The following is a 21181-nucleotide window of genomic DNA, read 5'->3' as shown; positions in this document are numbered from 1 at the left end:
AAGTTTTGGATATGAAAAGAAATCTCGTATATATATCAGCGTTAGCGATCATGACTGTTGCGCCCGGGTGTAAAAAATACCTGGAGCAACTGCCCGATCAGCGTACAGAAGTAAATTCCCCCGCCAAGGTGGCCGAGCTGCTGACCTCTGCCTATCCCCGGGCCAACTATATTCCGTTCCTCGAAGCCATGTCAGACAATGCCAACGATAAAGGCACGGATAACAATACCCGCATTAACCGTCAGCCCTGGTTTTGGGAAGTATCTTCAGACAGGTCCCAGGACACGCCTGACTACTACTGGCAACAAGCTTATGCCGCCATTGCCGCTGCCAATCAGGCGTTGGAAGTGATAGACAAAGCAACGGACAAAGCTGCTTACAAGGCCTCCAGAGGCGAAGCCCTGCTCTGTCGGGCCTATGCTCATTTTATGCTGGTCACCATCTTCTCCCAGTCATACGATCCGGCTACCGCAGCCAAAGCTCCCGGTATCCCTTACGTGACTAAACCCGAGAAAATAGTAGTGGAAAAGTATGAGAGAAAAACAGTAGCGTATGTGTATGAACAAATAGAGAAAGACCTCACCGAAGGATTGCCGTTGATAGATGACAACTCCTACACTGGCACGCTTTCCTATCACTTCACTACCTCCGCTGCTCATGCTTTTGCAACGCGCTTCTACCTGTTCAAAAAGAACTACGCCAAAGTAGTGGAACATGCTAATCTCACCTTACCTGCCGGTAAAATACTGCCTTACCTGCGGCCCGTTAATACCACTTACAACGCCATGGAAGAACTGGTACTCCGGAAAGAGTACACCCGGGCAACCCAGAAAGCCAACCTACTGCTCGCAGAAACACAATCGCTGTGGGCCAGAAACGTGATCACCAACCGTTATGGCTGCGACCCCGCGCTCGGTAGCATGATCAATGGCCTCGACAACCCCTCCCGTACCAGAATGGCCTACAAAGTTTATTACCAAAAACCGGAAGACTACTTCGTTCCGAAATTCTATGAGCTGTTTATCCGCGTAGACCAGAACGCCAACATCGGTGACCCCTGGGATATGATACCATTGCTTACTGCGGAAGAAGTACTGTTCAACAGGGCCGAAGCCAATACACAGCTGGGCAATTTCAATGAAGCATTGGCAGATATCAATGATTTCCTTAGCCAGCGTAATAATCTCTATAACCCAACACAGAACCTCTCCATTGATAAGGTCAAAGGTTACTATGGCACCGTGGATACACGTGCAGCAATACTCGAAACGCTCCTGTATTATAAGCGGATAGAATTTATGTTGGAAGGGCTCCGTTGGTTCGATATCCTCCGTCATAAAATACCGGTAGTGCATACTTCCTTCGATGGTAAAACCAAAATGATACTGGGCGCCAATGACCCGCGCCGTATGGTACAAATACCGCAGGAAGCACAGCTGTCCGGCCTGGAATTAAACCCACGATAAACACCGCTCAAACTTGTATATATGAAACGTCATTATATCATTCCCATACTGGTAGCCGGACTGATCACGCTTCTCTCCGGCTGCGGCAAAAAAGAGAACCTGGATATCTCTAACCTGTTCCCGGAAGACAACCAGCAGCCTACCACACTGGACAACTGGATTACAGCCAACTATACCAAGCCTTATAACATCGAAGTCAGGTATAAATGGGACCCCTATGCGGTAGCTACTGATAAAACCCTCATTCCCGTTAAAGAATCGATGGTGATACCGGTAATGGACCTGATACACAAAACCTGGGTAGAACCTTATATCAATGAAGTAGGACTGCCCTTCTTCCTTAAATACTCTCCGAAACAGATAATACTGGTAGGCAGCCCCAGGTATAACTCTAATGGCACCATCACCCTCGGGGAGGCAGAAGGCGGTAAAACCATACAGTTACTGCGTCTCAACGAATTCAATCAAAAGAATGCCGGTTTTGTGAAGTTTATGTTGCATACCATTCACCACGAATTTGCACACATCCTGCATCAGACCATCTTCTATCCAAGAGAATACAAAGCCCTTACTCCCAGCGGTTATACCGGTACATGGAACAATACCACCCTGCAGGAAGCGCTGGACCTCGGCTTTATTACGCCCTATGCCCGCTCCAAAGCAGATGAGGATTTTGTGGAAATGGTGTCTACCATGCTGACAGAAGGTAAAGACGGCTTTGATCAAATGGTCAGCCAGTCCCGCACCACTGTTGGTAAAGACATGCTCCAACGAAAAGCACAAATAGTCAGGACCTACTTCCAGAACAGCTGGAAAATAAATTTCGACAGCCTGCAGGCGAAAACAGCTACTGCTATCGCAGAAGCGATCAGATAGTTTTTTATGAACAGGTACTATAACTACAACGGATATATGAAAAAATATATAATCGCAGGCACGTTGTTATGCATACTCGCTGCATCATGCCGCAAAGACAATGACGGTTCGGTTTTTGGCCTCAAACCGGAAGAGCGGATGAACACCACCCTCACCGCGTATAAACAACAACTTACCGGCGGCGCCAACGGCTGGAAAGCATACCTCTTTCCCAATGGTGGTCAGGGCTTTGGCTTCTATTTTAAATTTGGTGAAAACAACCGCGTAAACATGCTGGGCGACCTCACCCCCATCACCGGACAGGACCTGTCTGAAAGCTCCTATCGTATGGGAGCCCAGCAACGACCATCGCTCGTATTCGATACCTACAACTATCTCCATCTGCTGTCCGACCCGGATGACAGGGTATTTGGCGGCCTGCGGGGCAAAGGTTATGATTCCGATTTTGAATTCGGCTATGACTCCACCCGTACCGACACTGTATTCCTCACCGGCAATGCCAAAAAAAGCAAGATGGTGCTCGTCAGGGCCAGTGCCGCAGATGAAGCTGCCTATAAGGCAGGTGGTCTGAACACCATGCGGGATGCCGTCTCCGACTACGTTGTCACCCATCCTACTCTCTACACCACTACTGCAGACGGGAAAAAAATACAAACCGTCTTCAATACAAATTCACGCGGATTTTCACTGGTATACGAAAAAGATGGTGAGCTGGTGACGGATGTTAACAACTATGCATATACGTTGACAGGCGTCTTTACCAAAGATCCTTTCATTATCAACAATACCAGCTACCGGGAACTATTTTTGGACAACGACAAAAAAATAATGTACCTGAAAGGCAACGGTAAAAACACCGAACTGCAAGTAGCTAACGGGCCGCTTTTTGCCTTGCATCTGCTGATGGGAATTGGATATGATCAGATAGAAACATCCGATGCCACCAAGGGAGCGTTCTCTCCAGGTTACCAAACTATGTGGACCGCTGCTAAAACGCAGATGCCCAATCTTGGTTTTCCTAACCTGCAACTGATAGGGTTAAACATTCTTTTCGATACTCAGTCCCAATTGATGGGTGTGCAGATTAAACTGACACAAAACGCCAACTCCTTCACCGGAATGTACATTTTCGATTATGTGAAAAACAAAAACGGAGAATACAGCTTCACGATGCAGGACATTAAAGGAGAAATTCCCGGCCTCGTCTACCCTGCTATGAAACAGATTCTGACTAAACTGGCTACCGGTAAATACCGGCTGGATTATTTCTCCATGCCGGGCAATAGTCAGATGGCGCAGCTGATTGGAGTAGATGACCCCACCATCGCCATTGGCGGTTCACTCAAATAATTTCTTCATCTGCAACTCATTCAAATGAAAAAACTCGCATTATATACATTACTCTGTGCTGCAGTACTGGCATCCTGCCGGAAAAACAACGCCCTCGATATTCCGGTGGAAAAGTCCTACACCGAGCCCAAACAACAGCTCGACTCCTTTAAAACCGTACTGGGCTCCGCCCCTAACGGTTGGGTTGGTGTGCTCACCCCCCGCGAGGGCAAAGAGCTGTACAATGTTTACCTCCAGCTCGATAACAGTAAAAGTGAAGTGACCTTATACACAGACATAAACGCCACTACTGCCGCTACGCCCAGCAAAAGCCGCTTTTCCCTCAGTATTTCACAGACCGTCAATCCTACCCTCAACTTCAGTGAAGGTTCCCAACTGGGAGATATCAAACTGTCCAACAGAGGGGTAGATACCGCCTATGCTTTCCGTTATATCAGCGGAGACACACTTGTATTAACGGGGAACAAATTCAGCGATGAGCTGAAACTGGTAAAAGCCAGTGCACAGGTAAAAGCAGATTATGCCGCCGGTAATCTCCAGGCATCTATGGCTGCCAGTGCCACCTTTTTCAACCAGCCTGGATTTTTTGCCATCAAGCCTGGTAACACACCGGCTTTTGTCTTCTTTAACACCAACAGCAAAATCGGTGGCTTTGCTTTCGTTAACAACAAAACCAGGACCTCTTCCGGTACCGGTTACGCTTACACGTTAACAGGCATCACTTTGCGCCATCCTGTTGTGGTAGACAATCAGAGCGTGTCCTCCCTTATCTGGGACGCTACGGTCAGCAACTTCTATGCGCTGGTTGATAAAAACAAGGTATACCTGGAACGGACCAACGTTCCCATAGTGCCGGTCCACTACCTGCTCGGCAGCGAGCTCCCCGGCGCATTGACAATGCTGCCACCCACCACCTATCCGCTACCTGGCTGGACAGCTGATTTTATGACCATCTGGAACGATGTGTCCAACCGCTTTAAAGGTGCCAAATATCCGATCACCAAAGTGGTGATGGATTTCCAGACCGTCAACAATCTACTGAACATGGATATCTATATCGGCACAATTATTTGCAGATATAGCTTCCGATATACCAAAACGGCAGATGGCGTTTATTCATTTGTGATGCTGGCATTTACCAATGATACTCCGGGCGCCAACGGCAATGCATTAAAAACACTGGCACAACCACTGACAAACATGTTATCCACCAACCGGTTCACCCTTGATTACCTCGATGCTCCGGACGGCGTGTTCGTCAGCTTCAAAAGTGCCGACAAACCTACCCTTGGCTTCACCAGTTACTGGTAAGCACCAGTACTATCCTTTCACGATAAAAAAGAGAGAGGCCCTGTCAGGACGCTGACAGGGCCTTTTTACATGAAGTATCGGTTGGTCCTCAGTAGGACATTAGCGCTTTTATCATAGCCTCCACCTTCGCCGCATTGGGCAGCATAGCGGCTTCCAGGCCGGTATTAAGTGCCACTGCCGGCAGGTCGAGGGCCCCCAGCATATGTACCGGGGCGTCCAGTTGCCTGAAACATTCTTTCTGAATACGGCCCGCCAACGCCTGCGTAAAAGAGTTATTCAGTTGCTCTTCCGTCAGCAGCAGGCATTTACCATGCTTGCGGACGGTTTGAAATACCAGCTCTTCATCCAGCGGGAAGAGGGTGCGCAGATCCACGATTTCCACATTCCCCGGAAATGCGCGTGCAGCAGCTTTTGCCCAGTATACGCCCATACCATAGGTGATGATGCAAACAGATTCCCCACGCTGCACATCTTTGGGGTGTGCCTGCAATACCACAGCGGCTTTTCCCAGTGGCAGCACATAGTCTGCCGCCGGTTCTATCGTCATCGCATCCTGGGTACCGGGTACTTTGCTCCAATAGAGCCCTTTGTGTTCCAGCATCACCACCGGATTAGGGTCCAGGAATGCCGCTTTGAGCAGGCCTTTCATGTCAGCCGCATTGGAAGGGTATACCACCTTGATGCCTTTGATGCTCAGCAGGGTGGATTCAATACTGCCGGAGTGATAAGGGCCGCCGCCGCCGTAAGCGCCGATAGGCACCCTGATAAGCGTTTGCACCGGAAATTTGCCCTGGCTCAGGTAACAGGACTTGGAAATTTCTGTCACCAGCTGGTTGAATCCCGGATAGATATAATCCGCAAACTGTATTTCCACGATAGGTTTCACGCCGGTGGCCGACAGGCCCGCCGTGGCACCGATAATATAAGCTTCCTGGATAGCGGTGTTATATACGCGGTGGTCGCCGAATTTATCACCGAGGGTAGCCGCTTCGCGGAACACGCCGCCCAGCCTTTTACCCACGTCCTGCCCAAAAAAGATGGCTTCGGGATATTGCTGCATGATTTCTTCCACAGCATGCAGGGCCGCGTCTACCATCACCACTTTATTGCCATTGGCCGGTACGCGCGTTCCCGCCTCCTGTGTAACCGCCGCTGGCGCAAATACATGCTCACGGACGGTTTCCGGTGCCGGTTCTGCCGCTTTCACCGCCGCAGCAAAGGCCGCTTCAATATCTTCAATCGCTGTTTGTTCTATTTCCAGCAGCGTAGCCTCTGCCACGCCGTGTTTCAGCAGCAGCGCCCGTAGCTTGGGCACGGGGTCGTTGGCCGCATGTTTTTCGAGGTCTTCCGCCGTGCGGTACCATTCTTTCCGGACACCAGAAGTATGATGCCCTAATAACGGTACATTGGCCTGTACGAGAATAGGCTTGCGTTCCTGTCTCACATACCCGATGGCCGTTTCCATAGCAGCGTAACTGGCCGTAAAATCGCTGCCGTCCACCCGCATACGTTCCATCCCTTTAAAGCCGGCAGCATACTCATAAGCGTCCATAGCGCGGGCTTCAGCGGCGGTTACCGAGATCCCCCAGTCATTGTCCTGTATCAGGTAGATGACCGGCAGTTGTTTCAGGACGGCAAACTGAAAAGCTTCGCTGACTTCCCCTTCCGTTACACTGCCGTCGCCCAGTGAGCAAACTACTACCGGTAGTTCACCGTTGGGGCCTGTCTGTAATAACTGAGAGTGGATCGTTTCGAGGTACTGTACACCCTGTGCCATCCCGGTGGCGGGTATTACCTGCATGCCCGTAGCACTGCTTTGGTGGGGAATCAGGGGCTTATCCGGCCGGCGGCTGTTGGGGTGGTTGTAATAAGACCTGCCACCGGAAAAAGGGTCGTCTGCTTTGGCCAGCAGCTGTAGCATCAGTTCATAAGGCTCAAAGCCCATGGCCAGCAGCATGCTCTCGTCGCGGTAATACGGACTGGCAAAGTCCCACGGCCGTAACTGCATTCCCGTGGCAATCTGGATGGCCTCATGCCCCCGTGAAGTGGAATGTACATATTTGCATATGGGCCGGTTGGCCTCATAGGTAGCAGCCATCTGGCCTGCCTGGCACATCCACCGGTAGGCTGCCAGTAACTCCGCCAGCTCGCTCTTCTTCCCGTGCTGGCCGTTAGTACCGGCTTTTAAAGTTGAAACGCTTGTACTATCTTTAAACACGTAAAACTGTTTTGGTGATGACGATGGTGGTTTAAGCAAAATAGTTGCTATAACAACTATTGCTATTGCAAATTAATTAATATGGCTGATACTTTTGTCAATAATCCCTCTTTTTTTAAGCTGGATGCGACCCTGAAAAAACTGCGCAACTACTGGCAGAAAATGTTCGATTCCCGCCAGATGGATATTACGGTGGACCAGTGGCTGCTGGTCGAGAATCTATACAAGCATAAAAAAACGACCCATAACGAACTGGCCCGTAATACCTCCAAGGATATCACCACCGTCTCCCGTATTATCGAGTTACTGGTAAAAAAAGGACTGGTAAAGCGGGAAGCCGATACCTATGACCGGAGAAAAGTATATCTGCAGCTCACACCGGATGGAACAGAAAAATATAAACAGGTAAAGCCGCTGGTTCATGAAATGCGGAAAACAGGCTGGAAATCGCTGACAGAAGCGGATTATGCGGAGTTAACAAGGATACTGGACACGATCTATAGCAATATCCCGACGAAAGTTTGATGATTGGATTATTTAGACATTTGATTATTGTGTTTAGGAATTTGAAATCCCCATATCAGGAGAAAATTCAAAATTCCGAAACACAATAAGTAAATAATCAAATATCTGAATGTCTGAATTATTTTACGGCAAATTCCAGCAGGCTGTCGTTTTCAATAAACGCCTCAAAGGAATCACCGATCGCGGTAGGGCCTACACCCACCGGTGTACCGGTAAAGATCAGGTCACCGATATTCAGGGTAAAGAATTTCGAAATATAGGAAACGAGAACGTCGAAGGAAAACAGGAGATCTTTGGTATTGCCCTGTTGTACCAGTGTTTTGTTTTTATACAGGCAGAAGTTAATATCCTTCTTATCCATTTCCGGCGTGATGGGAATAAAAGAACCCACAATCGCGGAGTTATCAAAAGCTTTGGCTATTTCCCAGGGCAGGCCTTTGGCTTTTTGTTTATCTTGTAGGTCACGGGCAGTAAAGTCGATCCCCACAGAAATTTTATCATAATATTTATCTGCGAATTTTTCCTGAATGTGCTTGCCGTTTTTGCTGACACGCAATACGAGCTCACATTCGTAGTGCAGATTGGTGGTAAACTCCGGATAATAAAAAGGGTGGCCACTCTGCAACAGGGCGTTCTTGGGTTTCATGAACAACACCGGCTCTGTCGGCACCTCATTTTTCAATTCTTTGGCATGGTCGGCATAGTTCCTGCCTACGCAAATAATTTTCATAATGCGTGAGTTTTAGAAGATAAATTAAGCAGATAGCGGGCAGATTTGCAAATTTACTTTACAGGGGGAAAATCATCTTGTTGTACTCATTCATGGTACGGGCCAGTCCAATACCGGCAAAACTTTCGATGATATCACAGCAGGCATTGATTTTCTGTTGCACCACCGGTATTTCCGTCTGTTTCCATTTGCTCAGTACAAAATCCGCCTGCCGTCCTTTAGGATAATCGTTACCAATACCGAAACGCAGGCGTGGGTATTGATTAGAGCCCAAAGACTCCTGTATGCTTTTCAGGCCATTGTGGCCGGCATCGCTGCCACCGGGGCGTAAACGAAGCACATCCAGCGGAAGAGCCAGTTCATCCATGATCACCAGTACGTTTTCAATGGTGATCTTTTCCTTGTCCATCCAGTATTTGACAGCGCGACCGCTAAGGTTCATGTAGGTGGTAGGTTTGATAACGATAAACGTTTTGCCTTTCCATTTACAGGTTGCCACCTCTGCCAGCCGGTCGTTATCGAAACTGGCGTTATGTTTGGCCACAAAAGCGTCTGCCACGTCAAACCCGATATTGTGGCGGGTATGACGGTATTCTTCTCCAATGTTGCCCAAACCGGCGATCAGGTATTTCATCGTGTTTCAAATTAAAAAGCCCCTCTACAAGTAGAGAGGCTTTTTGGAAAAATATTTCTAAAAGATTATTTCTTTTTAGCGTCTTTTTCAGCAGCAGATTCTTCCTGGCGCAGCTGACGGGTCATTACCACAGAAGCGATAGGAATACGCGGAGAGTTGGTGATTTCGATACCTTCAACTTTCACGTCTTCAACACGGATGTTGGCGTTCAGTTCCAGGTTTTCGATGTTCACTTCGATGCTCTCAACCAGGTCTTTAGGCAGAGCTTTTACTTTCAGCGCTTTCAGTTTGCTAACCAGTTTACCACCAGCTTTCACACCTACAGAAGAACCAACCAGTTTGATAGGCAGGGTTACAGACACTTTTTTGTCTTCTACCAGCTCCATGAAATCAATGTGAGCCAGTTCGTCTGTTACTACATCAAACTGCAGATCTTTCAGTACGCAGTTGTAAGTTTTACCGCCCAGTTTAATTTCTGCGATCTGGAAAGCAGCAGTGTAAACCAGGTTTTTAAATGCTTTGGCAGGAGCTGAAAAATTAACAGTTTCTGCACCCCCGTAAATAACACAAGGCACTTGTTCCTCAGAACGGATCTGGCGGGTGGCTTTTTTGCCGAATTCGCTCCTGAGTTGTCCTTCGATGGTTATTGTATTCATTGTTTATACAGTTTATATAAATGATAAAAAATATACGTTGTTATTGTTTGCGATGGCTGTGTATGAACAGGCTGGTAATAGACTTGTTCTCATGCATGTTGCGGATAGCCACTGCAAAGAGCTCTGCCACAGATACCACTTTCACTTTAGAACTTTCCGGACGGATGGGAATGGTATCACATACCACGATTTCCTCCAGTACGGAATTCTCGATGTTTTCATATGCTTTACCGCTGAACACCGGATGGGTACAGAAAGCGCGAACGCTTCTGGCTCCTTTTTCCTTCAGCAGGTTAGCTGCTTTAGACAGCGTACCGGCAGTATCGCAAATATCGTCAATGAGCACGATGTCCCTGTCTTTCACATCACCGATCACTACCATGGATGCTATTTCGTTGGCTCTTTTGCGGTGTTTGTCGCAAATCACCATCTCAGCATTGAAGTAGGACGCCACTTCACGCACCCGGTTGGTACTACCCACGTCAGGGGACGCAAAGGTAAGATTTTCCAGCTTTAATTGCTCAATATAAGGAATAAAAATAGCGGAGCTGTCCAGGTGATCTACCGGGATATCGAAGAAAGCCTGGATCTGCGGAGCATGCAAATCCATGGTAATCACCCTGTTAGCTCCTGCAGAAGTGAGCAGATTGGCCACCAGTTTAGACCCGATCGCCACCCTGGGCTTGTCTTTCCTGTCCTGCCGCGCAAACCCGAAATACGGGATTACCGCCGTAATATAACCGGCTGATGCACGTTTAGCCGCGTCAATCATCAGCAGCAGCTCCATCAGGTTGTCTGACGGGGCGTTGGTGCCTTGCACGAGAAAAACATAGTCACCACGGATACTTTCCAGGAAAACGGGCTGAAACTCGCCATCACTGAACTTCTGAATTTTTAACTTGCCGAGGCTGTTAAGTCCGTTGCCATATCTTTTGGCAATTTTCTCAGCCAATGCCGGATTACTGTTGCCTGTGAAGATTTTAACTGAAGGTTGCATACTGGATACTAGTAGAAAAGAGGTGGCAAAACTATGATTTTTTAGGGCTACCGGCGTGATTTTTTTTCGATCAAAAATCAAATTATTATAAATTATAAAATTTAATCTTTTAAAAATTAAATTATTAGATTAATTTCAAGGCAGTTTTTGTAAAAAAGAAAGTAGGGAAGGAACAGCCAATTCCGGAGGAGATTGCGTAAATTCGAAGAAATGCCATGAAGTATGTTTGTTAGCCCGAAACCACAACCCCATGTGGCCATCCGTCAATGGGCGGACGCCGAAAAACCCAGGGAGAAACTGCTGCAACACGGTGCAGCCACGCTCTCCGATACCGAACTGCTCGCTATTTTGCTCCACACCGGCCATAAAAATAAATCCGCCCTGGACCTGGCACGGGAAGTATTACAGCTGGCACATCATAATTTACCGGAACTGGGCCGCATTGGTGTCAGGAAGCTTCAGAAGCTCCGGGGCATGGGCAGCGCCAAAGCCGTTACCGTCATAGCCGCCATGGAACTGGCAAGGCGCCGGCAGGCAAGCCCCATCCACAAAAAAACCGTCATCCGTGCCGGTGCAGATGCCGCCCTGTTCTTCAAGCCTATCCTGGCAGACCACTCCTTCGAAACCTTCTATGTCATGTTCCTCAACCAGGCCAATAAAGTGCTGAACTACCGCTGTATCAGCACCGGCGGCATGACCAGCACCGTAGTAGATACCCGCATGATCTTCCGTGAAGCCCTTGAAGCCCAGGCCTGTAAACTGCTTCTCTGCCACAACCACCCCTCCGGCAGCCTGCGCCCCAGCCAGGCCGATATCCGCATCACCCTGAAAATAAAGGAACAAGGCCAGCTCTTTGATATAGATGTACTGGACCATATTATCGTGTCAGAAACAGGCTACTATAGCCTCGTGGAAGAAGGAGTGATTTAAAAATCAAAAAATAACCAAATGTATTTACTTTCGCATTTATTTATTAAGAACCATTATGCTCAAAATAGGAATCTTCGGGGTAGGACATCTGGGTAAAATTCACCTCTCCCAACTTTCAACCATGAAAGATGTGGAAGTAGTAGGCTTCTATGATCCCAGCGACGCCAACGCGGCCAGCGTGGCAGAGCTGTACAACATAACCCGGTACACCACAGCGGAAGAACTGATCCTGGCAGTAGACGCCATCGACATCGTAGCGCCTACCACCCTCCACTATAAATTATGTGAACTGGCCATCCGCAACGGCAAACACATCTTCGTGGAAAAACCCATGACCAACACCATGGAAGAAGCTAAAACACTGGTTAAACTGGTGGATGAAGCGAACATCAAATTCCAGGTAGGCCATGTGGAACGCTTCAATCCCGCCTTCCTCTCTTTAAAAGGCTATGACCTGAAGCCCATGTTCATCGAAGTACACCGCCTCGCAGAATTCAACCCGCGCGGTACTGACGTGAGCGTGATCCTCGACCTCATGATCCACGATATCGACATCGTGCTCAGCATCGTGAAATCTACCGTTAGCCGTATATCCGCCAGCGGCGTAGCCGTCATGAGCGACACCCCCGATATCGCCAACGTGCGCATCGAATTCCATAACGGTTGTGTGGCCAACCTTACCTCCAGCCGCATCTCCCTGAAAAAGATGCGCAAAATGCGCCTCTTCCAGAAAGATGCCTACATCGGTATCGACTTCCTCGATAAAAAATCAGAAATCATCAAACTGAAAACACCGGAAGACGAAGGCCTCTTTACCCTCGATATCGAAACCAACAGTGGTAAAAAAACCATCGCTATCGATAACCCGGAAGTAAAACAATCCAATGCCATCCGCATGGAACTGGAACTGTTCCGCGACGCCATCCTGCTCAACAAACCCGTGGTGGTAAACGCCATCGACGGCCTGCAAGCACTGGACGTGGCCCATCAGATCCTGCAAAAAATCAACAAAGGCCTCAACGAAACGGCTAAAAGCGTATAAAACGCCTCAATACACAAAACAAATCTGATCGATATAAAAAACGCGAAGGGCATATAACCTGCTGTTATATGCCCTTCGCGTTTCGCGGTTATGTATCATGTGCTACTCCCCGCGCAAATCCAGGAAAGCCTTCGCCATCACCAGGTCCAGCGGTTTCGTGATCTTCAGGTTCGACTCCTCCCCTTCCACCAGGTGCACCGGATGACCCAAACGTTCTACTACCGTGGCCTCATCGGTAAATAACGGATCATAAGGCAGTTCAAAAGCCGGTAATATCAACTCAGATAAAAAAGTCTGCGGTGTCTGAATAATCCGGAAACGCTCCCGGTCCACCGCCCTGTTCTGCTCCCCATCCACTTCCCGGATACTGTCTTTCATATCAATAACCGGAATAGCGCTACCATGGCTCAATGCAGCTTCATAACAGGTACGTACCAACGCAGACGACACCAGCGGCCTGACCCCGTCATGTACAAACACCACCCCATCTCCTTTCACCTGCCGTAATCCGTTTTTCACGGAATGGAAGCGGGTTTCACCACCCCATACCATGGTAATGGCCGGCACATTATCAAAAGCCAACAGCAGATTGTTGGCATAGCTGATATGCTGCTCCGGTAATACCAGCACAATCTCCATGTCCGGATAAGCCTGCGTAAAAGCTGTAATGGTATGATACAGTACCGGTTTGCCTGCAAGGTCCATGAACTGCTTGGGTATGGCGCTCTGCATCCGGGAACCGGAGCCGCCTGCAACAATGATGGCTGTTTTTTTTCTATTGCCCATAAGGTGTACGTACTACCCTGTAAAAATCGCGAATGCCTGAGGGAAGACCAGTGCGAAATATACATTTCAATCACTCTTCTCTCAGGCATCCGCAGTTAATAAACTTGTAAGCCGTTGTTATCAGATAATCAGCATGGCGTCGCCATAGCTGAAGAAACGATATTTTTCTTTGATGGCCTGCTGATAAGCTTCCATGATCAGATCGTATCCTGCAAAGGCACACACCATGATCAACAAGCTGGTTTTAGGCAGGTGGAAGTTGGTTACCAGCGCATTCGGAATAGCGAAATCATACGGCGGATGAATAAAGGTGTTGGTCCAGCCTTCTGCCGCTTTCAGGTGGTTCTGCGCAGTGACAGAAGATTCCACGGCACGTACGGAAGTAGTACCGATAGCGCAGATCCTGCGGTTCTCTTCTTTCGCTTTGTTCACCACTTTTACCGCGTGTTCCTCGATGTGGAAGTACTCAGCATCCATTTTGTGTTTGCTCAGGTCTTCTACTTCAATAGGACGGAAAGTGCCCAAACCGGTGTGCAGCGTTACTTCTGCAAATTTCACCCCTTTAATTTCCAGGCGTTTGATCAGCTCACGGCTGAAGTGCAAACCAGCAGTGGGCGCAGCTACGGCACCTTCATACTTGGCATACACTGTTTGATAACGCTCTTTGTCTTCTTCTTCCGGTTTACGCTTGATATACTTAGGCAGCGGCGTTTCACCCAGTGTGTCCAGCACCTGTTTGAACTCGTCGTCGTTGCCCTCAAATAAGAAACGGATGGTACGGCCTCTGGAAGTAGTATTATCAATTACTTCAGCCACCAGTGACTCATCGTCACCAAAATACAATTTGTTACCTACACGGATTTTTCGTGCCGGGTCAACAATTACGTCCCACAGGCGATTCTGCTTGTTCAGCTCACGCAGCAGGAAAACCTCAATTTTTGCTCCTGTCTTCTCCTTACGGCCATACAACCTTGCCGGAAACACTTTGGTGTTGTTGACAATCATCACATCCTTGTCATTGAAATACCCCAGGATATCCTTGAATACCTTGTGTTCAATTTTTCCGGTAGCGCGATTTACCACCATTAAGCGTGACTCATCTCTTGTCTTGGAAGGGTGCTGTGCGATCAGGTTTAAAGGGAGATCGAATTTGAACTGTGATAGTTTCATATTACGGTATGAATAAGAAATTTTTAGTGGGTGCAAAGGTACTGATTATTACCTATTCCATCAAAAAAATGACATATAAGATTGCTAATCAGAAACATATGCATTACATTCCTTTAGGAATGGCAGCAATCAGCTGCTGCGTGTAAGGATGTTGCGGATGGCCATACACCTCATCTGCCGGTCCCGTCTCTACAATTTTTCCTTTTTGCATCACCATCATGCGGTCACTGATAAAGCGTACCACCGACAGGTCATGCGAGATGAAAATACAGCTGAAGCCAAACTCCTCGCGCAACCGGATCAGCAGATTGAGCACCTGCGCCTGCACGCTTACATCCAGCGCTGCCACCGACTCATCGCAGATGATGAAAGAAGGATCTACCGCCAATGCCCGGGCTATCACCACCCGCTGACGCTGCCCGCCGGAAAACTCATGCGGGTAACGGTTAGCATGTTCAGGCAACAGGTTCACCTTCTCCAGCAGCTCCAGCACCTTTTCCTTCTGCGACCGCTCATTGCCATACAACCCATGTACCTGCATCGGCTCCAGTATAGCCGCCCCGATGGACTTCCGCGGATTCAGGGAAGCATACGGGTCCTGGAAAATAAGCTGCATGTCTTTCCGCAGCGCCCGCATCCCTGCGGGTGACAGGCTACGCAGGTCCTGCCCCTTATAAACAATACTCCCTCCGGTTGGTTCTATCAACCGTAAAAGAGATCTTCCCAAAGTTGTCTTACCACAACCTGATTCTCCCACCAGCCCCAGTGTTTCACCGCTCACTACGTTAAAACTGACATCATCTACCGCTTTGTACCATTGCAGTACTTTACCGGTAATACTTTTCTTCACAGGAAACCAGGTCTGCAGCCCGTGCACCTCCAGCAGCGGCGGATTGCCGGCCAGCAATGCCTGCCGGGCTTTTAATTCACTTTCACTGACTATAAGCCTGTTGATCACCTCTCCTATTGCACCAGCCTTCTCTTGTATACGTCCCTCCGCATCCGTCTCCATAAAATCACGGGTCACCGGCAACCGCGACAGGCGCTTGTCCAACGGTGGCCGGCAAGCCAGCAGTCCTTTGGTATAAGGGTGCTGCGGATGCAGGAACACCTGCTGCACCGGGCCCTCCTCCACGATATTGCCTTTGTACATGACCACCACCCTTTCTGCCAGTTCAGCCACTACACCCAGATCGTGCGTAATAAACAGCACACTCATATCCATCTGTTGCTGTAGTTCTTTCAGCAGCTCCAGGATAGCTTTCTGTACTGTCACATCCAAAGCGGTGGTAGGCTCGTCGGCTATCAGCAGGCGTGGCTCACAGGAGATGGCCATCGCAATCATGACGCGTTGTTTTTGTCCGCCGGACAACTCATGAGGGTAACGCTCCATGATGGCGGCCGGATCAGGCAGTTTCACCCTGGCAAACAGCGCCTTCGCCTGCTCACGGGCTTCCTTCAACGGAATACCCTTGTGCAGCCGGATAGCTTCTGTGACCTGGGCGCCACAGGTATGTAATGGATTCAGGGAGGTCATGGGCTCCTGGAAGATCATGGCAATTTCATTGCCACGGTAAGCCCGCATGGCAGTATCAGAGAGCTGCACCAGATCTGTAACCTGACCGTCGGCATGATGATAGAGGATCTTCCCGTGGGAAATCTTTCCCGGCGCCTGGATCAGGCGCATCACGGAGAGAGAGGTAACTGATTTTCCGGAACCGGATTCTCCCACTACTCCAATGATCTCTCCCCTGCCTACAGACAGGTTCAGGTGGTTGACAGCTTTAACGGTGGTATCGTGTGCATGGAAGGTGACTTCCATATCTTGTATCTCCAGGCGCGTAGAATGCATGCCCGGAAGATACAACAATTCTAAAAACGCAGGTGCTTCACGGTCTGGTGGCTGTCGATCAGTTTCTGCAACGATTCTATACCGATTTTGAGATGGCGTTCCACAAATTTGGTGGTCACCTTTTTGTCGCTTTCTTCTGTCTTAACGCCTTCCGGGACCATTGGCTGATCAGATACGAGCAGCAGTGCGCCGGTAGGGATTTTGTTGAAGAAGCCCACGGAGAAAATGGTGGCTGTTTCCATGTCAACGGCCATTGCCCTTACGCGTTCGAGGTATTGTTTGAATTCAGCGTCGTGTTCCCACACCCGGCGGTTGGTGGTGTAGCAGGTACCGGTCCAGTAATCGTGGCCCAGTTCACGGATGGTGGTGGAGATAGCCTTTTGCAGCGCAAATGCCGGCAGTGCGGGCACTTCGGCCGGGAAATAGTCATTGGAAGTACCTTCACCCCGTATAGCCGCTATCGGTAGTATCAGGTCGCCGATGGCATTTTTCTTTTTCAGGCCACCGCATTTGCCCAGGAACAGTACGGCTTTGGGGTGTATAGCACTGAGCAGGTCCATTACGGTGGCGGCACCAGGACTGCCCATACCAAAATTGATGATGGTAATGTCGCCGGCAGTAGCGCACTGCATAGGTTTACCAGCGCCGATCACTTCGACGTCGTTCCATTCGGCAAACATGGTCAGGTAGTTACTGAAATTGGTGAGGAGGATGTGAGACCCAAAGCGGTCCAGCTTTTCACCAGTGTAGCGGGGAAGCCAATTAGCTACAATTTCTTCTTTTGTCTTCATAGCCTTTTGACAAGCAAATATAGGGTTTTATTCGCTATTCTCCATATTATCCCCCTATCTTCGTACCAGTATAAATATCAAGGTATTGATCACCATTAACTTTCCACCGCCGGATTTCAGGATTAGCAGGGAGCAGGACAAAGAGCTGATTTTTGACCGCTACCGGAAGAAGTTTGTACGGCTTACCCCGGAGGAATGGGTACGGCAAAATTTTCTTAACTACCTCGTAAAATCCATGGGATATCCGGCTTCCCTGATTGGGATTGAGCGGGAAATTATGCTCGGGGAACTGAAAAAGCGATTTGATATTGTCGTGTACAACCGCAATATGGAGCCATGGATGCTTATTGAGTGCAAGGAGATGAATGTGCCCATCAGGCAGCAAACGCTGGAACAGGTGGCCCGTTACAATATGGTTATTCCGGCTACTTACCTGGTGATGACCAACGGTACCCACACCTTTTGCTGTACGCATAACGTTGAATCGAGGCAATGGCTGTTTCTCGACGCCCTCCCCGCATTTTGATATTTTGTTATTTTGATATTTAGTCGGGCGTTTTAGATAGTAAGATCCAATAAAAAAGCAGCGAAGATCCGCTAAGATCTCCGCTGCTTTTTAAATAGCTAAATTCAAAAATAACCAAATTCCTAAATGATCAAGGGAAGATACCCAGTTGCTCGTAAGCAGCACCCACTTTGTTGATCGCTACCACGTAAGCGGCTGTACGCATATCATGGATTTGCGGGTTGGCCATCATCACGTCGCGTACTTCGTGGAGGGCAGCGTGCATGGTTTCTTCGAGGCCGGAGTACACCAGATCTACTTCGTCTGCACCATGAGCGATGAATTTCCTTTCTTTATCAGACACTTTTTTGCCGGTCAGGTCTTCGATGGTTTGCAGAATGTGCATATTCATATTTTCATCGAAGCGTTTGCCCAGACGGCCATAACGCACGTGGCTCAGGTTTTTCAGCCATTCAAAGTAAGAAACGGTCACACCGCCGGCGTTCAGGAACATGTCAGGCACTACGATAACGCCTTTTTTGTTCAGGATTTCGTCAGCTTCCGGTGTGAGCGGGCCGTTGGCGGCTTCACCGATGATTTTCGCTTTTACGTTAGGAGCGTTATGTTTGTCGATCACATTTTCCAGGGCCGCAGGGATCAGAATTTCGCATTCCAGTTCCAGACCGTCGGTATTCTTATTCAGGTTGGCAGAGCCAGGGAAGTTGATGATAGAGCCGGTTTCTTTTTTGTGTTTCAGTACCGCATCAGGATCGAGGCCGTTTTCGTTGAAGATGGCTCCATCCCATTCGATGAGGCAGATGACTTTAGCCCCTGCTTCGTGGAAGTATTTGGCAGCGTGATAACCCACGTTACCCATACCCTGTACCACTACGCGTTTGCCTTCGATACCGGTAGTGAGGCCGAGGCGTTCCATATCTTCTTTGATGTTGCACAGTTCGCGCAGGCCGTAGAACACGCCGAGGCCGGTAGCTTCGGTACGTCCGCGTACGCCGCCCTGAGATACCGGTTTACCGGTAACACAGCCGTAGCCGTCGATTTCACCCGGACGGAGGCTCATGTAGGTATCCAGGATCCAGCTCATTTCCCTTTCACCGGTACCATAGTCAGGAGCCGGAACGTCTGTACCGGGTCCGATAAAGTTTTTCTTTACCAGTTCCGCAGTATAACGACGGGTAATAGCTTCCAGCTGGAAAGGAGTATAATTGCGGGGATTGATTTTGAGACCACCTTTAGCACCACCAAAAGGCACGTTTACGATCGCGCATTTGTAGGTCATCAGGGAAGCCAGTGCCATCACCTCATCCTGGTTCACTTCATCGCTGAAGCGGATACCACCTTTACAAGGCAGTTTATGATGAGAGTGTTGCACACGGTAAGCTTCAATTACCTGTACACCATCGCCGATTCTTACCGGAAATTTGATCTGGTAAACGGCGTTACAAGCCTTGATCTGCTCCAGAATACCCTTGTCCCACTTGGTGAATGCTGCGGCTTTGTCGAAACTTCTTTCCACACTCTGGAAAAAGCTATAATGCTGATCTTGCGACATAATATGTATTGTTTTGGTATAACGATTAGATTATCACGGATTATTTTTTGTCCCGCTGCTCCAGCTTGCTGATCTTTCTGTCCAGGTTAATGAGGAAGAGTATTATACCCAGAAAGATGATCACTAAAACGCCTACGATCACATATATTTTGTCATTGCTGCGGAAGAACTGGTTTAAGGCCCCTTTCTCTGTATCCTGTTGTTGTGCATTTGCCAGTACAGACACCAGCAGGAGGGTGAGTGTCAGGCAAAATGAAAACGCTTTATTGATCATTTAAAAATATTTTTAAGCTCTAATTTTTTATAGCGGACCACCAGGGTGTAGATCCACACGCTCAGGAGGGTCCAGCCAATAAAGGCGGGGTACAGTACCATTTTCATACCGCCATCTGTATCTTTTGAAGCAAATCCGGGCGTAGTGGCGCTTCCTGGGTGAAGGGAGTCCACCATGCGGGGGATAATGTACGTCAGCGGGATGAGCAGGGCGAAGGCGAAAATGTTGAACACCGCAGAAATACGGGCCCTTTTATCAATATCATGGATGGAGATGCGCAGTACCAGGTAAGCCATATAGATCAGGATGGCGATGGCGGTGCACATCTGTTTGGGATCGTCTGTCAGTGTGCCGCCCCAGGTATAGGTAGCCCAGAGGGAACCGGTGGCAAAACCCAGCACGCCAAAAAAGGCGCCTACCCGTGCAGCACTGGAGGCATATACGTCTCTTCTCAGATCATATTTTGACAGGTAAAGGAGGGAGTTGACAACGGAGATGGTGAACATGGTATACATACATATCCACATTGGCACATGAAAAAACAATCCACGGGATGATTGTCCATTGGTTCCTATGATTGGTATCCTGATAGTGAACCCGGCGATAATTACATAAATCAGAAGCAGTATCGCTAATGCTTTCCACCAATGTCTGGCCATTTTTAACAGCTATATTCCGGGGCAAACCTACACGTTTTATCCTTAATCGCAAAGATTTTACGCGATTTTAAGTTTATCCAAAATCCTGAATTACCCGTTAAAATCCGTTTATATAAGTAGCAGAAATATTCGATATTTCAAAATCAGTCTTTCCACAGAAAGGGGAAGAGCACCATGGTAAGGGCGATGGTGAGGAGGTCCATTCCCCCCAGCAGAAAGAACATTTTGGGAAGCCCTGGCTGGTACACCGTCACAAAAGCCGATAAAGACACGTTGGCCAGCAGCATCAGCATAGGCATCATCAGCGGGAAACCCATGACCGCCATCAGGGCCGCGTTGTGATTGGCCTGGGCCGCGATGGCCGCCAGTACGGTGAACAACAGGCTCAGGCTCGTACCGCCCAACAGCACTATCCCTACGAAATACCCGGTGTTATGAAGCGGATTGCCGAGGAACATAAAGCTGCACACCAGCGCGATCAGGCTCATGAGCATCATCAGGATAACATTAAAGATCAGTTTGGCCGCAATGAAGGCCCTCGGCGGCACCAGTGAATAGTAATACAATAGCCGGCCCCTGTTCTCCTGCATGAAACTTTTAGCGATCGCGTTCACCGCCACAAACAGCTGTATCACCCAGAAAAGGGCGTTCCACAACTTATCGTCCGGCTTGCCCATCATGAGGTTGATCACAAAAACGGTGGAAATGATGTACAGCAACACCCCATAAAAAGCGTATTGCTGCCGCAGCTCCAGCACCAGGTCTTTCCGGACCAGCGTATATATTTGGTGGACGGTTTGTTTCATACAGAGCGCGAAATTACGAATTACCGATTACGA

At 48.8% G+C, this 21181-nt stretch carries 21 protein-coding genes; 8 read left to right on the top strand and 13 right to left on the bottom strand.

All coding sequences use genetic code 11. From position 1 onward, the window contains the following. Positions 1 to 11 precede the first annotated feature (11 nt). From HHL17_RS29060 to HHL17_RS29045, 4 genes are read left to right on the top strand one after another with little or no spacing between them, the layout of a single operon-like run. Positions 12 to 1466 (top strand): RagB/SusD family nutrient uptake outer membrane protein, encoded by a 1455-nt coding sequence (locus HHL17_RS29060; protein ID WP_169228368.1) that lies wholly within the window; start codon positions 12 to 14, stop codon positions 1464 to 1466. A gap of 21 nt (positions 1467 to 1487) precedes the next feature. Further along, entirely contained in the window at positions 1488 to 2342 is an 855-nt protein-coding gene (locus HHL17_RS29055) for a zinc-binding metallopeptidase (protein ID WP_169228367.1), read from the top strand. A gap of 36 nt (positions 2343 to 2378) precedes the next feature. Continuing rightward, the gene (locus HHL17_RS29050; protein WP_169228366.1) at positions 2379 to 3692 is read left to right on the top strand and encodes a DUF4302 domain-containing protein; all 1314 of its coding nucleotides are present in this window, start codon (positions 2379 to 2381) and stop codon (positions 3690 to 3692) included. Between the two features lie 24 nt (positions 3693 to 3716). Then, complete coding sequence (locus tag HHL17_RS29045) at positions 3717 to 5003, top strand: DUF4302 domain-containing protein (RefSeq protein WP_169228365.1); 1287 nt, start codon at positions 3717 to 3719, stop codon at positions 5001 to 5003. 88 nt (positions 5004 to 5091) lie between these two features. Here HHL17_RS29045 and HHL17_RS29040 read toward each other — a convergent pair whose 3' ends face one another. Continuing rightward, positions 5092 to 7221, bottom strand: a complete 2130-nt coding sequence (locus HHL17_RS29040) for an alpha-ketoacid dehydrogenase subunit alpha/beta (protein ID WP_317166631.1) — start codon at positions 7219 to 7221, stop codon at positions 5092 to 5094. Between the two features lie 81 nt (positions 7222 to 7302). Between HHL17_RS29040 and HHL17_RS29035 the strand changes: the two genes are divergently transcribed. After that, complete coding sequence (locus HHL17_RS29035) at positions 7303 to 7746, top strand: MarR family winged helix-turn-helix transcriptional regulator (protein ID WP_169228364.1); 444 nt, start codon at positions 7303 to 7305, stop codon at positions 7744 to 7746. Positions 7747 to 7864: 118 nt separating this feature from the next. Here the strand turns inward: HHL17_RS29035 and HHL17_RS29030 are convergent, their stop codons facing one another. The 4 genes from HHL17_RS29030 to HHL17_RS29015 form a co-directional block, all read right to left on the bottom strand. Next, positions 7865 to 8476 (bottom strand): fumarylacetoacetate hydrolase family protein, encoded by a 612-nt coding sequence (locus HHL17_RS29030; RefSeq protein ID WP_169228363.1) that lies wholly within the window; start codon positions 8474 to 8476, stop codon positions 7865 to 7867. A 58-nt stretch (positions 8477 to 8534) separates the two neighbouring features. Then, complete coding sequence (gene pth, locus HHL17_RS29025) at positions 8535 to 9110, bottom strand: aminoacyl-tRNA hydrolase (RefSeq protein WP_169228362.1); 576 nt, start codon at positions 9108 to 9110, stop codon at positions 8535 to 8537. Positions 9111 to 9175: 65 nt separating this feature from the next. Then, positions 9176 to 9766: a 50S ribosomal protein L25 gene (locus HHL17_RS29020; RefSeq protein WP_169228361.1), complete on the bottom strand. Its 591-nt coding sequence runs from the start codon at positions 9764 to 9766 to the stop codon at positions 9176 to 9178. A 40-nt stretch (positions 9767 to 9806) separates the two neighbouring features. Beyond that, positions 9807 to 10763 carry a ribose-phosphate pyrophosphokinase gene (locus HHL17_RS29015; protein WP_168871657.1) on the bottom strand — a complete coding sequence of 319 codons (957 nt, stop codon included), beginning with the start codon at positions 10761 to 10763 and terminating at the stop codon, positions 9807 to 9809. Between the two features lie 222 nt (positions 10764 to 10985). Between HHL17_RS29015 and radC the strand changes: the two genes are divergently transcribed. Together radC and HHL17_RS29005 are read left to right on the top strand one after the other, a co-directional pair. Beyond that, positions 10986 to 11693 carry a RadC family protein gene (gene radC / locus HHL17_RS29010; protein WP_169228360.1) on the top strand — a complete coding sequence of 236 codons (708 nt, stop codon included), beginning with the start codon at positions 10986 to 10988 and terminating at the stop codon, positions 11691 to 11693. Between the two features lie 55 nt (positions 11694 to 11748). After that, on the top strand, positions 11749 to 12735 hold the full coding sequence (locus tag HHL17_RS29005; RefSeq protein ID WP_169228359.1) for a Gfo/Idh/MocA family protein: 987 nt from the start codon (positions 11749 to 11751) through the stop codon (positions 12733 to 12735). Positions 12736 to 12837: 102 nt separating this feature from the next. Here the strand turns inward: HHL17_RS29005 and HHL17_RS29000 are convergent, their stop codons facing one another. From HHL17_RS29000 to HHL17_RS28985, 4 genes are all read right to left on the bottom strand, one after another. Beyond that, positions 12838 to 13521, bottom strand: coding sequence for a 2-C-methyl-D-erythritol 4-phosphate cytidylyltransferase (locus HHL17_RS29000; RefSeq protein WP_169228358.1), 684 nt, complete (start codon positions 13519 to 13521; stop codon positions 12838 to 12840). Between the two features lie 120 nt (positions 13522 to 13641). Continuing rightward, positions 13642 to 14691 (bottom strand): tRNA preQ1(34) S-adenosylmethionine ribosyltransferase-isomerase QueA, encoded by a 1050-nt coding sequence (gene queA / locus HHL17_RS28995; protein WP_168871653.1) that lies wholly within the window; start codon positions 14689 to 14691, stop codon positions 13642 to 13644. A gap of 103 nt (positions 14692 to 14794) precedes the next feature. After that, positions 14795 to 16543, bottom strand: a complete 1749-nt coding sequence (locus tag HHL17_RS28990; protein ID WP_169228357.1) for an ABC transporter ATP-binding protein — start codon at positions 16541 to 16543, stop codon at positions 14795 to 14797. 20 nt (positions 16544 to 16563) lie between these two features. Continuing rightward, a complete protein-coding gene (locus HHL17_RS28985) occupies positions 16564 to 17334 on the bottom strand; it encodes an AMP nucleosidase (RefSeq protein ID WP_169228356.1) in 771 nt (256 codons plus the stop codon). An 85-nt stretch (positions 17335 to 17419) separates the two neighbouring features. Between HHL17_RS28985 and HHL17_RS28980 the strand changes: the two genes are divergently transcribed. Beyond that, positions 17420 to 17860, top strand: coding sequence for a type I restriction enzyme HsdR N-terminal domain-containing protein (locus HHL17_RS28980; protein WP_169228355.1), 441 nt, complete (start codon positions 17420 to 17422; stop codon positions 17858 to 17860). Between the two features lie 130 nt (positions 17861 to 17990). Here the strand turns inward: HHL17_RS28980 and HHL17_RS28975 are convergent, their stop codons facing one another. The 4 genes from HHL17_RS28975 to HHL17_RS28960 all read right to left on the bottom strand — a co-directional run bounded on the left by HHL17_RS28975 (position 17991) and on the right by HHL17_RS28960 (position 21148). Further along, a complete protein-coding gene (locus tag HHL17_RS28975) occupies positions 17991 to 19409 on the bottom strand; it encodes a Glu/Leu/Phe/Val family dehydrogenase (protein ID WP_169228354.1) in 1419 nt (472 codons plus the stop codon). 40 nt (positions 19410 to 19449) lie between these two features. Then, positions 19450 to 19683 carry a CcmD family protein gene (locus HHL17_RS28970; RefSeq protein ID WP_169228353.1) on the bottom strand — a complete coding sequence of 78 codons (234 nt, stop codon included), beginning with the start codon at positions 19681 to 19683 and terminating at the stop codon, positions 19450 to 19452. After that, positions 19680 to 20342, bottom strand: coding sequence for a cytochrome c biogenesis protein CcsA (gene ccsA / locus HHL17_RS28965; RefSeq protein ID WP_169228352.1), 663 nt, complete (start codon positions 20340 to 20342; stop codon positions 19680 to 19682). The genes HHL17_RS28970 and ccsA overlap by 4 nt, the downstream gene beginning before the upstream one ends. Positions 20343 to 20485: 143 nt before the next feature. Next, complete coding sequence (locus tag HHL17_RS28960; protein ID WP_169228351.1) at positions 20486 to 21148, bottom strand: heme exporter protein CcmB; 663 nt, start codon at positions 21146 to 21148, stop codon at positions 20486 to 20488. Positions 21149 to 21181 lie beyond the last annotated feature (33 nt).

Origin of the sequence: Chitinophaga fulva (assembly GCF_012927205.1) — a bacterium.
In the GTDB taxonomy this organism is placed as follows: domain Bacteria; phylum Bacteroidota; class Bacteroidia; order Chitinophagales; family Chitinophagaceae; genus Chitinophaga; species Chitinophaga fulva.
Note: the sequence above shows the minus strand (reverse complement) of the source record. Positions and strands in the feature narration are given on the sequence as shown.

Coding starts and splice junctions, on each gene's coding strand:
- HHL17_RS29060 (WP_169228368.1), top strand. CDS start 12: ATGAAAAGAAATCTCGTATATATATCAGCGTTAGCGATCATGACTGTT.
- HHL17_RS29055 (WP_169228367.1), top strand. CDS start 1,488: ATGAAACGTCATTATATCATTCCCATACTGGTAGCCGGACTGATCACG.
- HHL17_RS29050 (WP_169228366.1), top strand. CDS start 2,379: ATGAAAAAATATATAATCGCAGGCACGTTGTTATGCATACTCGCTGCA.
- HHL17_RS29045 (WP_169228365.1), top strand. CDS start 3,717: ATGAAAAAACTCGCATTATATACATTACTCTGTGCTGCAGTACTGGCA.
- HHL17_RS29035 (WP_169228364.1), top strand. CDS start 7,303: ATGGCTGATACTTTTGTCAATAATCCCTCTTTTTTTAAGCTGGATGCG.
- HHL17_RS29030 (WP_169228363.1), bottom strand. CDS start 8,476: ATGAAAATTATTTGCGTAGGCAGGAACTATGCCGACCATGCCAAAGAA.
- pth (WP_169228362.1), bottom strand. CDS start 9,110: ATGAAATACCTGATCGCCGGTTTGGGCAACATTGGAGAAGAATACCGT.
- HHL17_RS29020 (WP_169228361.1), bottom strand. CDS start 9,766: ATGAATACAATAACCATCGAAGGACAACTCAGGAGCGAATTCGGCAAA.
- HHL17_RS29015 (WP_168871657.1), bottom strand. CDS start 10,763: ATGCAACCTTCAGTTAAAATCTTCACAGGCAACAGTAATCCGGCATTG.
- radC (WP_169228360.1), top strand. CDS start 10,986: ATGTTTGTTAGCCCGAAACCACAACCCCATGTGGCCATCCGTCAATGG.
- HHL17_RS29005 (WP_169228359.1), top strand. CDS start 11,749: ATGCTCAAAATAGGAATCTTCGGGGTAGGACATCTGGGTAAAATTCAC.
- HHL17_RS29000 (WP_169228358.1), bottom strand. CDS start 13,521: ATGGGCAATAGAAAAAAAACAGCCATCATTGTTGCAGGCGGCTCCGGT.
- queA (WP_168871653.1), bottom strand. CDS start 14,691: ATGAAACTATCACAGTTCAAATTCGATCTCCCTTTAAACCTGATCGCA.
- HHL17_RS28990 (WP_169228357.1), bottom strand. CDS start 16,543: ATGCATTCTACGCGCCTGGAGATACAAGATATGGAAGTCACCTTCCAT.
- HHL17_RS28985 (WP_169228356.1), bottom strand. CDS start 17,334: ATGAAGACAAAAGAAGAAATTGTAGCTAATTGGCTTCCCCGCTACACT.
- HHL17_RS28975 (WP_169228354.1), bottom strand. CDS start 19,409: ATGTCGCAAGATCAGCATTATAGCTTTTTCCAGAGTGTGGAAAGAAGT.
- HHL17_RS28970 (WP_169228353.1), bottom strand. CDS start 19,683: ATGATCAATAAAGCGTTTTCATTTTGCCTGACACTCACCCTCCTGCTG.
- ccsA (WP_169228352.1), bottom strand. CDS start 20,342: ATGGCCAGACATTGGTGGAAAGCATTAGCGATACTGCTTCTGATTTAT.
- HHL17_RS28960 (WP_169228351.1), bottom strand. CDS start 21,148: ATGAAACAAACCGTCCACCAAATATATACGCTGGTCCGGAAAGACCTG.